General features: G+C 69.5%; 7 protein-coding genes. 4 read left to right on the top strand and 3 right to left on the bottom strand.

Going from position 1 to position 13116, the window contains the following annotated elements; translation table 11 throughout:
* Window positions 1–50: 50 nt before the first annotated feature.
* Together ACS5RC_RS20340 and ACS5RC_RS20345 are read right to left on the bottom strand one after the other, a co-directional pair.
* Window positions 51–1370, bottom strand: coding sequence for a glycosyltransferase (locus ACS5RC_RS20340; RefSeq protein ID WP_478345734.1), 1320 nt, complete (start codon window positions 1368–1370; stop codon window positions 51–53).
* Window positions 1370–3559 (bottom strand): P-loop NTPase, encoded by a 2190-nt coding sequence (locus ACS5RC_RS20345; protein WP_478345735.1) that lies wholly within the window; start codon window positions 3557–3559, stop codon window positions 1370–1372. The genes ACS5RC_RS20340 and ACS5RC_RS20345 overlap by 1 nt, the downstream gene beginning before the upstream one ends.
* Before the next feature lie 1369 nt (window positions 3560–4928).
* Between ACS5RC_RS20345 and ACS5RC_RS20350 the strand changes: the two genes are divergently transcribed.
* From ACS5RC_RS20350 to ACS5RC_RS20365, 4 genes are all read left to right on the top strand, one after another.
* Window positions 4929–6209, top strand: a complete 1281-nt coding sequence (locus ACS5RC_RS20350) for a polysaccharide biosynthesis/export family protein (RefSeq protein ID WP_478345736.1) — start codon at window positions 4929–4931, stop codon at window positions 6207–6209.
* 72 nt (window positions 6210–6281) lie between these two features.
* Window positions 6282–7592 carry a polysaccharide biosynthesis protein GumE gene (locus ACS5RC_RS20355; RefSeq protein ID WP_478345737.1) on the top strand — a complete coding sequence of 437 codons (1311 nt, stop codon included), beginning with the start codon at window positions 6282–6284 and terminating at the stop codon, window positions 7590–7592.
* 41 nt (window positions 7593–7633) lie between these two features.
* Window positions 7634–8725 (top strand): glycosyltransferase, encoded by a 1092-nt coding sequence (locus ACS5RC_RS20360; protein WP_478345738.1) that lies wholly within the window; start codon window positions 7634–7636, stop codon window positions 8723–8725.
* Window positions 8726–8990: 265 nt separating this feature from the next.
* Window positions 8991–11546 (top strand): carbohydrate-binding domain-containing protein, encoded by a 2556-nt coding sequence (locus ACS5RC_RS20365; protein ID WP_478345739.1) that lies wholly within the window; start codon window positions 8991–8993, stop codon window positions 11544–11546.
* 140 nt (window positions 11547–11686) lie between these two features.
* On the opposite strand, the gene glmM is transcribed toward ACS5RC_RS20365, so the two are convergent.
* The gene (glmM, locus tag ACS5RC_RS20370) at window positions 11687–13027 is read right to left on the bottom strand and encodes a phosphoglucosamine mutase (protein WP_478345740.1); all 1341 of its coding nucleotides are present in this window, start codon (window positions 13025–13027) and stop codon (window positions 11687–11689) included.
* Between the last annotated feature and the right edge of the window lie 89 nt (window positions 13028–13116).

The following is a 13116-nucleotide window of genomic DNA, read 5'->3' on the forward strand; positions in this document are numbered from 1 at the left end:
TGTCGGACTCTGGGCCAATGCGTCGGTCCTCCTCAAGGATGCTGGAAGCGTCAGCGCCGGGTCGGCGCCGGGTCGGCGCGGAGCGGGACGGCACCGTGCCGGTGCGTCTCGGCGCCGGCGCCGATGCGGTCGGGGTTCAGGCTCCGGGTGCCGGTGACGCCCGAGGAGCGCGCCGCGATCTCGGCCAGCGCGCCGCGATAATTCTGGCGCCGGAGGTAGCCGGTCAGCCAGGTGCGCAGTCCCTCGGCCTTGACCCGCGCCTCGTCGCCGCCCGCCCGCACCCGGCGCAGCAGCTCGGCGGCGTGGGCGATGTCGGGCTCGGCCCAGCGCGCCGAGGTCAGGCCCGCATAGGCCGGGTGCGGATCGGTGAACGGCACCAGCGTGTAGTCGACCGGGTAGCAGAGGCCGGGCGGGCAGAAGTCGGTGTTGCCCGACCAGTTCGTCGCCACGACGGGGACGCCCTGCAGGGCGGCTTCCGCCAGTGTCAGTCCGAACCCCTCCGAGCGGTGCAGCGACAGGTAGACGTCGGCCGAGGCGAGCAGCGCCTGCAGCCGGTCGCGCTCCCACACCGCATCGACCAGGCGGACGTTGGACATGCCGGCGATCCGCTCGAGGATCAGGTCGCGCTCCTTCGGGTAGCGCGCGCCGTCGCTGATCTTGAGGATCAGCTCGGCGTCCGGGTCGTCGCCGAAGGCGTGGCGGAAGGCCTTGATCGCCGCCGCCGGGTTCTTGCGCAGGTAGGACGAGCCGAGATTGAAGATGCTGACGGCCCGGAACGCGGCGCCGCGCGGCTCGGGCGCCGCGGGCTCGGCCGGCATCAGCCGGTCGACGGGGTGGGGCACCACCACGACGGGCTTGTCGGTATAGGCCTGGACCGTCGCCTGGCAGAAGCGGCTCGGCACCATCACGGCGTCGACGAAGCGCAGAGCTTCGACCCATTCGCGCGGCAGCGTCTCGAGCTCCCAGGCCCAGTAGCCGATGCTGTAGGTCTTCAGATGCTTGCGTAGGCCGGACTGGATCAGGCTCGGCAGCAGCATGGTCGGATTGAGATGGTAGATCGCGACGTCGGCCGGCGCCGTCTCGGGCTCGTCCACCGGGAAGGCGATGCCGTCGTCGCTCTGGAACAGGCCCGCGACGTTCGCGGTCGAGATCGCGCAGCCCGAGCCCGCGAGGCATTCGATGCAGAGGCGCGCCGACTCGCCGAGTCCGGACGAGGAGGACAGCAGGCCGACCACCCGCACGTGCCCGACGCGCTCCGGGAAGGGGTGCCGGGTTGCGGGCATCACCCGGGGCAGGACATGGCGGCGGATTGCCCGCGCCACGGGGCGGACGGCCAGGCGCGCGGTGCGGGCGAGGGTCGATTGGGTCATCAGGCGACTCCCTGCGCGTAGAGGCGGGCGGATCTGGCGCGGACGCGGCGGCGCCCGAGCTTCGAGCGGTTCATGACGATGCCGGTGATCCGGTCGGCGACGGCCGGGCAGCTCGCGAAGGCGTGCTCGACGTCGTCGACCCGCGTGCGCCCGGAATTCACCACCATCAGGAAGGCGTCGATCAGGTCGGACACCACGCGGGCGTCGACTGCGCTGAGGATGGCCGGGACCTCGACCACCACGTAGTCGTAGCGGTCCCGCGCCTCGGCCAGCAGGCGCCGGAGCTCGGCGGAGGCGAGGATCTCGACCGGGTGCGCCGGAGGCGTTCCGACCACGCCGGGCAGCAGATCGAAGCCGAGCCGGCTCTGCACGACGGCCTCGGCGAGCGGGCGCCGCTCCGTCACGATGCGGGCGAGGCCGGGGCCCGGCTCGCCGGCGGCGAGGTAGGCGAGGCCGTGCCCGTGCAGGTCGGCGTCGATCACGAGGACCCGGGCCCGCATCTCCACCAGGAGCACCGCGAGGTTGGCGGCGAGCGTGGTCTTGCCCTCCCCTTCGTTGGCCGAGATCACCCCGACCACGCGGCAGGCCTCGCGCCGCAGCGACTGGTCGAGGGCGACCTTGATCGAGCGCAGCGTCTCCAGCACCGTCGGCGAGCCCGAGCCCCCCGTGATGAAGAGCGGGAACGGCGCGCGCCGGCCGGCCGGGGTCTCGAGCCGGTCGTTGCGGAACTCCCGCGACCGGCCCTTGCAGGGGGTCATCGGGCCCAGGAACGGCTGTCCGAGGGTGTGGGTGATCTGCTGGGGCCAGCGCACGCGGCGATCGAAGGCCTCGCGCAGGAAGGCCGCGCCGACGCCCGCGCCGAGGCCGCCGACGATGGACAGGAGCAGGATCAGCGTCGATTTCGGCGCGCTCTTGGACAGCGGCGGCAGGGCGACCGTCACGATGCGGGCCTCGGTGACCGGCATCGCCTGCTGCTGCAGGAAGGCGCTGACCCGGGTCACGCGGTTCTGCATCGCCTCGAAATTGGCGCGCGTCTCCTGGGCGGTGCGCTCGAGGTCCTGCTCGCGCTTCGACGGGGCGCCGGCCGTCGCGGCGGAGGCGGGATCGCGGGCTTGCTGATCCGGATTCTTGAGGTCCTGGCTCTGCTTGTCGAGCAGCGTCCGGCGCAGCTCCGCCGCCGCGCTGGCCTTGCGGCGCTCCTCGACGACGCCGCGCAGGCGCTCCTTCAAGCCGGCGACGGTCTCGGCCGTCGGGGTGGACCGGGCGGCGGCGGCGAGCCGCGACAGGGCGGGATCGTTCAGGCCGTCGATGGCCGCGAGGGTGTCGGCGTCGGGAGGCCCGCGGTCCAGGGCGGCGAGCGACCGGTTCGCGCCCTCGAGGGCGGCGCGGCTCTGGTCGAGGCGGGCGGCGGCGCTGGCGCGGGAAGCCTCGATCTGGCTCGGGTCGGCGGGGGGCGCCGCATTCCGATCGCGGAAGGCCTTCAGGGCGGCGTCGGCGGCGCTCATCCGGTCGCGCACCTCGGAGAGGCGGCGCTGCATCCAGTCGGTCGTGCGCTGGCTCGCCTCCATGCGGCTGCTCAGCTGATCCTGGATGTAGGCGTCGGCGACCGCGTTCGCGATGTCCGCCGATTTCTGCGGATCGAAGGTCGTGACGGTGATCTCGGCGAGGATGCTGCGGCCCGTGCGCAGCACCTTCACCTTCTGGCTGAGCGCGGCGGCGGCGGCCTGGCGCGGATCCGAGCGCGCGGGGAGGCCGGACTTGGTCTCGAACAGGTCGAGGACGCGGTTCAGGGCGGCCCGCATCGGAGAGGGGCCGCGGCCGATGAACTCAGGATCGGTCGCGAGGTTCAGCCGGTCCACCACGTCGAGCGCGATCTTGTTGGACTTCAGGATCTCGACCTGGCTGTCGACGACGGCCGGATCGATCGTCACCTCGGACGCCACCTGCCCCGGAGAGGGCGGCGACAGCTTGGTGTCGATGATCACGCTCGATTCCGAGGTGTAGCTCGGCGTCGCCAGCGCGATGTAGGTGATCGCCAGCGCGATCGTCAGGGCCGCGACGAGGCCGACGAGGGCGCGTCGGCGCAGAGCGACTTCGACGATGGACGAAATCGTCCAGAGGTCGCGGTCCTGGACCGGCTCCGGCCTGCGACCGACCTGCAACCGGATGGGATCTGGATTGACATTCATCAAGCGTCTCGGATCACCCGGAATCGTGGAACGGACCTCGGCACGCGAGGAGATCGGGTTCGGAAGTCCGAACCGTCGACGTCGCAGCCTCCCGGTCTGATCTTGTTGTGGCAGGATCTGAATCCTACGCCTGTGGCGCTCGGACGCAGACATGCAAAGGTAACGCTGCCCGGAAGCAGCCTGTGGAGTGCGAATGTCGCACTCTAATGCTGGTCCTGAACTATGCCTCTGGTGGGATAGCCCAGTCACCGAGCAGAACTTGTTGTGCTCTCTAGAACTGTAGCCTGACCTAATCGATCCGGCTGCACAAGGTCGGGCCGGGCCGCGCGGCGCCGGTGGTGCGGTGCGAACCCGGCGGACGATCCGCGCACCGAATTTTTAGGGAACCATTTCGAGACTTCGCGACGCCCTCCAAGTAAAACCGCAACTCGGGGGTCGGGCCGCGCTTTTTTGTGCGGCGCAAGGTGGTTAACCCTTTTTGGCGCAGCGGACCCCGCGTTTCTGGTTGTGGCGAAAGCGTGGCGCAACCGGTCGTTTCAGTGCCGGAATCCCGCGATGCAGCGCGTTCCAATCTTGCATATAGCGCATATCTGGTATGCAATTTTTGCGGACAAGTGTTAACGTTTTGGCCGCGTCCGATGGCTTTTCGAGGCGCCCATCAAAGCCCGTTTGCGGCAAGCGTCCGAAAATCCTTTGCCGTATCAAGGCTTATTGCGGCCTGGCTCGGGCGGTCGATCCGCGCCTCGAAGACCGGCGTTGGGGATTTCCACGCGGGTGTGGCAGGCGCGCACGAGGCCGGTTCGGATCGGTGCGGTCGTGTCGGCAACCCTCCGGAAGGGTGGTTCCTTGATGGCATGAATCTGGCTTCGTTCGGGCGGGGGCGTTCTGCCCGAGCGGATCGGGCGCCGTGCAACGCACTGCGCCCATCATGCTGCCGAGGGGCGCCGCGCGGGTTGCGGGGCGCGTGCAATGCAGCGCCGCGTACGCCGCGTAGCAGTTTCCAATCAGGAATTTTGCCCGCTTGGTCGACCCTAGAGTTGATGCCGACTTGGGAATGTGATTAGGGTGCAGCGCAAAATCCATGCGCGGCCTGACTATTTAACGGTCTCGTCTTGCCAGAATGGTGGACGCCTCCAAGTACTGTCCCATCCGCCAGGCGCGGTCGTTGAGCGGGACCGCCCGGAGTTTTCGGATCACCTGAGCGCCGCCACGCGGCCGGAGCGTCTCGCGGGACCACCGCCCGTCGGCAGGAAACGCTCAGGAGAATAGGTTTTATGACCTATCGGTCGGGCCTCGACCCGACGCGAGAGGCCCGACCGGGTCCGAGAGACCGGACCCGGGGGCGTACGGACCATGAGGAGAAGCGGTCATGAACTCTGAAGCGCTCGCGCGGAAACCCGCGCGCCGACGCGTCTCCGCAGCCCTGCTGGTGGGGGCCTGCCTCGGGCTGGTGCCGCAGGCGACCCTGGCGGCCTACAAGATCGCGCCCGGCGACACGCTCTCGCTCGAAGCGGTCTCGGTGCCGGAAATGAAGACCAAGACCATCGTGGGCGTCGACGGGGACGTGTCGATGCCGCTCGTCGGTCAGGTCCATGTCGGCGGCCTGACGCTGTCGGAGGTGCAGGCCAAGGTTCAGGCCCTGCTGCCGACGAAGGAGTTCCGGCGCAGGACCAATGACGGGCGCGAATTTCCGATCATCCTGTCGCCCTCCGAGATCACCGTCTCCATCGAGGAGTATCGGCCGGTCTACCTCAACGGCGACGTCGCCAAGCCCGGCGAGCAGGATTTCCGGCCGGGCATGACCATCCGACAGGCGGTCGCTCTCGCGGGCGGGTTCGACCTCCTGCGGTTCAAGATGGACAACCCGTTCCTCCAGCTGTCGGATCTGCGCCAGAAGCACAACACGGCCTGGGCCGAGTACGCGCAGCAACAGGCGACGATCGCCCGTCTGCGGGCCGAACTCGACGGCAAGCGCGACATCGACAAGAAGGCGCTGAACGACATGCCGCTCGCGCCCTCGCTCACGAACGACTTGCTGAACACCGAGCGCGGCATCCTGGCGACGCGCAACACCCAGAACGAGAAGGAGAAGGTCTATCTGACCAGCGCCGGCCAGAAGGAGGCCGACCGCGTCAAGGTCCTGACCGAGCAGGAGAGCCGCGAGAAGGAAGGCGTTCAGGCCGATAGCGACGAGTTCAAGCGTAACCAGGAGCTGTTCGAGCGCGGCACCATCCCGACCACGCGCCTGATCGACGCGCGCCGCGCGCTGCTCCTGTCCTCGACCCGTGCGCTTCAGACCTCGGCGACCCGCGCGGCCTCCGAGCGCGAGAAGGGCAATTTCGAGTACCGCCTCACCGCGATCGACGATACCCGCCGCCTCGAGACGCTGCGCGCGCTGCAGGAGGCCACCGTCAAGCTCGCGGCGATCCGCGACACGCTGCAATCGACCAGCGAGAAGCTGCGCTACACCGGGATGGTGCGGTCGCAGCTGATGCGTGGCCTCGACGGCGAGCCGAACCTGACCATCGTGCGCAGGATCGACGGCAAGGTCGAGCGCATCACGGCGCAGAACGACACCGAGCTCCAGCCCGGCGACGTCGTCGACGTGGCCCTCCAGTTCGACGAATCGCCCGATGCACCGACGCGCTGAGCGCGATCCCGGCGCGGTCCGGACGGGCGGATGCCGCGACCGGCATCCGCTCGCCAGCCAGTGGAGGTCCTGATGTCGAGCGCATCGCCGGTATCCGGCGTGTTCCTGCCGCGCGCGGCCGTCGCGGACGCGGCGCCGCACGCCGCGGCGAGCGGCCGGTTGCGGCACCTGCCCTTCGTCCTCCTCCTCGGCGCCCTGACGTTCAACGCGCTGCTGGCCTTCGTGAACGGCAACGTGAAGCCGCTCACGCCCGCGGTGGTGATGGGGGCCGAGATGCTGCTGATCGGCGGCAGCCTAATCGTGGCGCTCGCCCATTATCGCCGCGACATGGACCTCGCGGTCGCGCTGATCGTCTGGCTGTTTCTGTTCATGATCCTGCGCAGCGCGGTGGTCGACCCGGCGACGAGCATCAAGTACTTCCGCGACATCCTGATCGCGCCGACGTTCCTCATGCTGGGCATGTGCACCCAGCGCGTCTACCTCAACCGCTACGTCATCGCGGGCCACACGGTCGTTTTCGTGGTCGGGGCGATCGAGGCCTTCAACACCGAACTCTACTCGCGCCTGTTCCACGTGAAGGACTACTTCATCGCGACGCGGGGGCTGACGGAGCAGGATTTCTGGAACACCGAATCCGACCTGTTCGTCAGCGCGACGCGGCCGAACGCGCGCTTCCTGAGCATCGCCGACAGCGTGATGGCCGATCACCGCGTGTCGTCGATCTTCCTCGAGCCCGTCTCCCTGGGCACCTACTGCATCGTCATCACCGCCTACCTGTTCGCCCTGTGGCCGAAGCTCGACATCCGGAGCCGGGCCTACCTGCTCATCACGAACCTGTTCCTGATGGTCGCCTGCGACGGCCGCCTCGCCCTCGTGAGCTTCGTGGCGCTCCTGGTCGTCTGCCTGTTCTGGCGCCGGTTCTCGCGCTACGTCCCGGTCCTCTACCTGCCGGCCATCGTGCTGGTGGCGTTCCTGTTCGTGGACATCGTCAACCCGTTGCGCGGACAGGACGATTTCGCCGGTCGCATCGCCTGGACGGTCGATCTGCTGCGCAGCTACACGGTCGAGGAGTTCCTGGGCATGTCGGAGGAGTTCATCTCGAAGGCCGTCGACAGCGGCGTCTCCTACATCATCACCACGCAATCGATCGTCGGCCTGGTCCTGTTCTGGCTGTTCTGCTCCTGCTACTCGCGCTACAGGAATCGCGAGCAGATCTGCTACGGCCACGCCGCCTGCCTGTATGTCTGCTTCAACTCGCTCGTCAGCTACGGCTTCCTGAGCATCAAGACCGCCGCCCTGCTCTGGTTCGTCAAGGGTCTGCTCGAATCCGAGGATTCACCCGAGTCGGGTGCGGAGACCATCGACCCGGCCGCGGCGGCGTGAGGCGGCGCGGCATTCCCCGCAACCTCCCGCAGCAGATTTCCATGATCTCAGGACCCGCGATCGTCATCGATCGGACCCATCTCGGGCGCCGCGCCTCCGGGATCGAGCGGATCACGCGGGAGCTGTTCTCCGACGAGGCCCTGGCGCCCCTGCCCGTCACGGGCTGGGATGCGCGCGGCTCGCGCCTGTCGATGATGGTGAACCAGCGGCTGCGGATCCCGGCGGCGGCTCTGGCCGACCGGCGCAAGGTCTGGGTGTTCTCGGGCTACCCGCCGGCGCCTCAGCTGGGCTGGCTGCCGGAGCGGACGGTCTTCTACGTACACGACCTCTTCCTGATCACGCGGCAGGAGGAACTGAACCGCTCGGCCAAGCTCTACATGGTCCGCCCCTTCCTGAAGGCGCTGTCGCGTCTGCGCTACTTCCTGGCGAATTCCCGGACGACCGCGGAGGCGCTGCGCGACGTCGTGCGGGCGGATGCGCGGATCCTGACCTACCGCCCCGCGATCCGGAACGTGTTCGGTCTCGCCCCGTCCGGTCACGAGCCCGCGCCGGAGGGCCCCCTGATCGTCGGCGCCATGGGCACGATCGAGCCGCGGAAGAACTTTCTGGGCGCCGCCGCGCTCTGCGAGGCGCTGGCCCGCGCGCTGAACCGACCGGTCGAGCTGCACATCATCGGGCGCCGGGGCTGGGGCGCGGATGCCGAGGCGCTGGAGCGGCATCCGCAGGTCAGAATGCGGGGCTTCCTCGACGACGCTGCGGCCAAGAGCGCGATCGGGTCCTTCGATCTCTTCCTCTGCAGCTCGCACGACGAGGGGCTCGGCTTGCCGCTGCTGGAGATGCAGTTCGGCGGCCTGCTGGTCGTCGCGCCCGACAAGCCGGTGTTCCGGGAGGTGCTGGGGGAATCCGGCCTCCTCGTCGACATCGCGGATCCGGCCGGCGCGGCCGAGGCGGTGGCGCGGAAAATCGGCGAGCCCGGCTGGCGCGCGGCGAGCCGGGACGCGGCGGCGGCGAACATCCTGCGCTGGAACGCCGAGGCGGCGCAGGACCGCGACGCGGTGATCGCGCTTCTGGGCGAGCGCCTGGCGGCCACCTCACGGAACGGCGCTTCGTCCGGGTCGGCGCTGGGCGGCTGAGGCCCGTCGTCTCGACCCCGCCGTCGGCAGAGCGTTCGGCCCGGCGCCGATCGGCCCGAAGGTGTTCCCAAGGCCCTGGCGGCGCCCGCAGGCGTGCCGCCCGAGGCTTCCCGCGCAAAACCGAAAGGTTTCGGCATCGAAGCAGGGGAATATAAGCTTTCCCGCGAACGCTATGCACAAAGTTATCGCATGTTAGTTTCGATTAGTGTTTTGTTAACCGATGTAAAGTGAACGTGATTGCGCCCAGATTTGGACGCAATCCGTTATGACCAGCCAACTCAATACCCTCACTCTGCGCGTGTCGGAGGATGCCTACCAGGGCGACGCGCAATTCGCGGTCTATGTCGACGGCGTACAGGTCGGCGACACCCAGACGGCCAGTGCCGCCCACGCGGCCGGCCAATGGCAGGACGTCACCCTGTCGGGCGTCTTCGCCGCCGACCCGCGCTCGGTCGAGGTGCGCTTCCTCAACGACGCCTGGGGCGGCTCGAGCAGCGCCGACCGCAACCTCTACGTCGATCGCCTCGTCCTGGGTGGCAAGGTCTACCAGGGCGAGGACGCCCGCAACGACGCCGGGAGCCCGGTCGCGGGGGCCGCCGCCCTGCTGTCGAACGGCACGCTCGGCTTCAGCCTCGGCCAGATGGCCAGCAGCACAGCGACGGCGCTGCCGAGCAACACGCTGACGCTGCGCGTGGCGCAGGACGCCTATCAGGGCGACGCGCAATTCGCGGTCTATGTCGACGGCGTGCAGGTCGGGTCCACCCAGACGACCAGCGCGGCGCACGGTGCGGGCCAGTGGCAGGACATCGCGCTGACGGGCAACTTCAGCGCCGCGCCGAAGACGGTGGAGGTGCGCTTCCTCAACGATGCCTGGGGCGGCACGAGCAGCACCGACCGCAACCTCTACGTCGACCGGATCACGGTGGGCGGCAAGGTCTACCAGGGCGCGGACGCGCGCAACGATGCCGGGAGCACGGTCGCGGGGGCCGCCGGCCTGACGCGGAACGGCGTCCTCGCCTTCGACCTCGGCCGGATGCCCGGCATGACGGTCGCCGCCGCGGCCGCGGCGGCGCAACCGAAGGCCGCCTCCCTCACGCTGCGCGTGTCGGAGGACGCCTACCAGGGCGATGCGCAATTCGCGGTCTACGTCGACGGCGTGCAGGTCGGCGACACCCAGACGGCCAGTGCCGCCCACGCGGCCGGCCAATGGCAGGACATCACCCTGTCGGGCGTCTTCGCCGCCGACCCGCGCTCGGTCGAGGTGCGCTTCCTCAACGATGCCTGGGGCGGCTCGAGCAGCGCCGACCGCAACCTCTACGTCGATCGCCTCGTCCTGGGCGGCAAGGTCTACCAGGGCGAGGACGCCCGCAACGACGCCGGAAGCATGGTCGCGGGGGCCGCCGCCCTGCTGTCGAACGGCACGCTCGGCTTCAACCTCGGCCAGATGGCCAGCACCGCGGCTACGGCGCTGCCGAGCAACACGCTGACGCTGCGCGTGGCGCAGGACGCCTACCAGGGCGACGCGCAATTCGCGGTCTATGTCGACGGCGTGCAGATCGGGTCCACCCAGACGGCCAGCGCGGCGCACGGTGCGGGTCAGTGGCAGGACATCGCGCTCACGGGCAACTTCAGCGCCGCGCCGAAGACGGTCGAGGTGCGCTTCCTCAACGATGCCTGGGGCGGCTCGAGCGGCACCGACCGCAATCTCTACGTCGACCGGATCACGGTGGGCGGCAAGGTCTATCAGGGTGCGGACGCGCGCAACGATGCCGGGAGCACGGTCGCGGGGGCCGCCGGCCTGACGCGGAACGGCGTCCTTGCCTTCGACCTCGGCCGGATGGTGGGCACGCCCGTCCCGGGCCTCGACGTCCCGGCGGGATCCGGCCTGAAACTGCTCGGCGTGAATCTCGCGGGCGGCGACTTTGCGCCCGAGCGGGGCATCGGCACGGTCGGCACGGACTACACCTACCCGACGCATGCGGAGATCGACTACTACGCCGCCAAGGGGCTGGACGTGATCCGCCTGCCCTTCCTGTGGGAGCGCCTGCAGCACAGCCAGGGCGGCGCGCTGAACGCCAGCGACCTCGCCGCGCTCAAGGACATCGTAACTTACGCCGGCAGCAAGGGCCTCGACGTCGTGCTCGACATGCACAATTTCGGCTCGGGCTTCGGCAACCTCGTGGGCAGCGCCGGCACGCCCGACAGCAGCTTCGCCGACGTCTGGGGCAAGATCGCCCGGGCCTTTGCGGGGGCCGACAACGTGCTGTTCGGGCTGATGAACGAGCCCCACCAGCAGAGCGCCAGCCAGTGGCTCGGCTCGGCCAACGCGGCCATCGCGGCGATCCGGGCGGCGGGCGCGACGCAGCAGGAGATCCTGGTCTCGGGCAGCTACTGGGACGGGGCCCACAGCTGGGTGAGCAGCGACAACGACACGGTGATCGGGGCCGGCGTGGTCGATCCGGCGCACAACTACGCCTTCGAGGTGCACCAGTATCTCGACGCCGACAGCTCGGGCACCAGCACCGCCGTGGTGTCGCCGACGATCGGGGTGGAGCGCCTGCAGGCGGTGACGCACTGGGCCGAGCAGACGGGCAACCGGCTGTTCCTAGGCGAGTTCGGCGCGGGGCAGGATGCCGCCAGCCTGACGGCGCTGGACGCGATGCTGGGCTACATGGACCAGCACGCGGTCTGGCAGGGGGCGACCTACTGGGCGGGCGGGCCTTGGTGGGGCGACTACATGTTCTCCGTCGAGCCCACAGGCCTGGGCACCCCAACCGTCACCGACAAGCCCCAGATGGACGTGCTCACGCGCTACACCTGAGCCCGCCCCGGACCGGGCGTCCTCACACGCTAGACCCGAGCACGCCCCGGATGGGCGTGCTCACGCGCTGCACTTGAGCCGGCCTGAGTCCCCCGAGCACGCAGTCTCCCGAGCCACGCGAGCGCCCGGGGCGGTCGGCCTCAGGCGGCGGCCTTGGCGACCGCGTCGACCACCTCGTCGACCACCTCGGTCACGAGGACGCGGTCGTCGCCCTCGGCCATCACCCGGATGACCGGCTCGGTGCCGGAGGGCCGGATCACGAGGCGGCCGGAATTGCCGAGCCGGGCGCGGGCCTGGGCGATCGCCGTGACGACGCCCTCTTGGACGAGGGGCTCGCCCGACCGGTAGCGCACGTTCTTCAGGATCTGCGGCAGCGGGTCGAAGCAGTGGCAGACCTCGCTAACCGGCCGCTCCGAGCGCTTCACCACGCTCAGCACCTGCAGGGCGGCCACGAGGCCGTCGCCGGTGGTGGCGTAGTCCGACATGATGATGTGGCCGGATTGCTCCCCGCCGAGATTGAAGCCGTGCTCGCGCATGTGCTCCAGCACGTAGCGGTCGCCCACCGCCGTGCGGGCGAGGCTGAGGCCGAGGCCGCCGAGGAAGCGCTCGAGGCCGAGATTCGACATGATGGTGGCCACGAGGCCGGGCCGGGTCAGGCGCTCGTCCTCCTGCCAGGAGCGGGCGACCACCGCCATGAGCTGGTCGCCGTCGACGACCGTTCCCTTCTCGTCGACGATCAGCACCCGGTCGGCGTCGCCGTCCAGCGCGATGCCGATATCGGCGCGCCGCTCGCGGACCTTCGCGACCAGAGCGGCCGGCGCCGTGGAGCCGACCGCGTGATTGATGTTGAAGCCGTCGGGCTCGACCCCGATCGGGATCACCTCGGCGCCGAGTTCCCACAGGGTCTCGGGCGCGACGCGGTAGGCCGCGCCGTTGGCGCAATCCACCACCACGCGCAGGCCGTCGAGGGTGACGTGGCGCGGCAGCGTGCGCTTGGCGAACTCGATGTAGCGGGCATGCACGCTCTCGATGCGCTTGGCCCGGCCGAGGTCGTGCGAGCCCGAGAGGCGCTTGTCCATCGGGCCGTCGATCAGCGCCTCGATCTCGCGCTCGACCTCGTCGTTGAGCTTGAACCCGTCGGGCCCGAACAGCTTGATGCCGTTGTCCTCGAAGGGGTTGTGAGAGGCGGAGATCATCACCCCGATATCGGCCCGCATCGAGCGCGTCAGCATGGCGACGGCGGGCGTCGGCACCGGGCCGAGCTGGAGCACGTCCATCCCCACCGAGGTGAAGCCCGCGATGAGCGCCGTCTCGATCATGTAGCCGGACAGCCGGGTGTCCTTGCCGATGACGACGCGATGGCGGTGGTCGCCGCGCTGGAACACGAGGCCCGCCGCCTGGCCGACCTTCAGCGCCAGCTCCGGCGTGATCACCCCGTTGGCCCGGCCGCGAATGCCGTCCGTCCCGAAATACTTCCGCACATCCCTCTCCGCACAAACGACCGCGCGCGCCCACGGCCACCCTATCCGATCCCGGGCGCGTCCGGTCGATAGTCCGCCATCACGGTGAA

It is taken from the genome of Methylobacterium sp. HJ2, from assembly GCF_056431005.1.

Bases quoted from the DNA above. Each gene is read 5' to 3' on its own strand.
- ACS5RC_RS20340 (WP_478345734.1), bottom strand. From the start codon at position 1,370: ATGACCCAATCGACCCTCGCCCGCACCGCGCGCCTGGCCGTCCGCCCC.
- ACS5RC_RS20345 (WP_478345735.1), bottom strand. From the start codon at position 3,559: ATGAATGTCAATCCAGATCCCATCCGGTTGCAGGTCGGTCGCAGGCCG.
- ACS5RC_RS20350 (WP_478345736.1), top strand. From the start codon at position 4,929: ATGAACTCTGAAGCGCTCGCGCGGAAACCCGCGCGCCGACGCGTCTCC.
- ACS5RC_RS20355 (WP_478345737.1), top strand. From the start codon at position 6,282: ATGTCGAGCGCATCGCCGGTATCCGGCGTGTTCCTGCCGCGCGCGGCC.
- ACS5RC_RS20360 (WP_478345738.1), top strand. From the start codon at position 7,634: ATGATCTCAGGACCCGCGATCGTCATCGATCGGACCCATCTCGGGCGC.
- ACS5RC_RS20365 (WP_478345739.1), top strand. From the start codon at position 8,991: ATGACCAGCCAACTCAATACCCTCACTCTGCGCGTGTCGGAGGATGCC.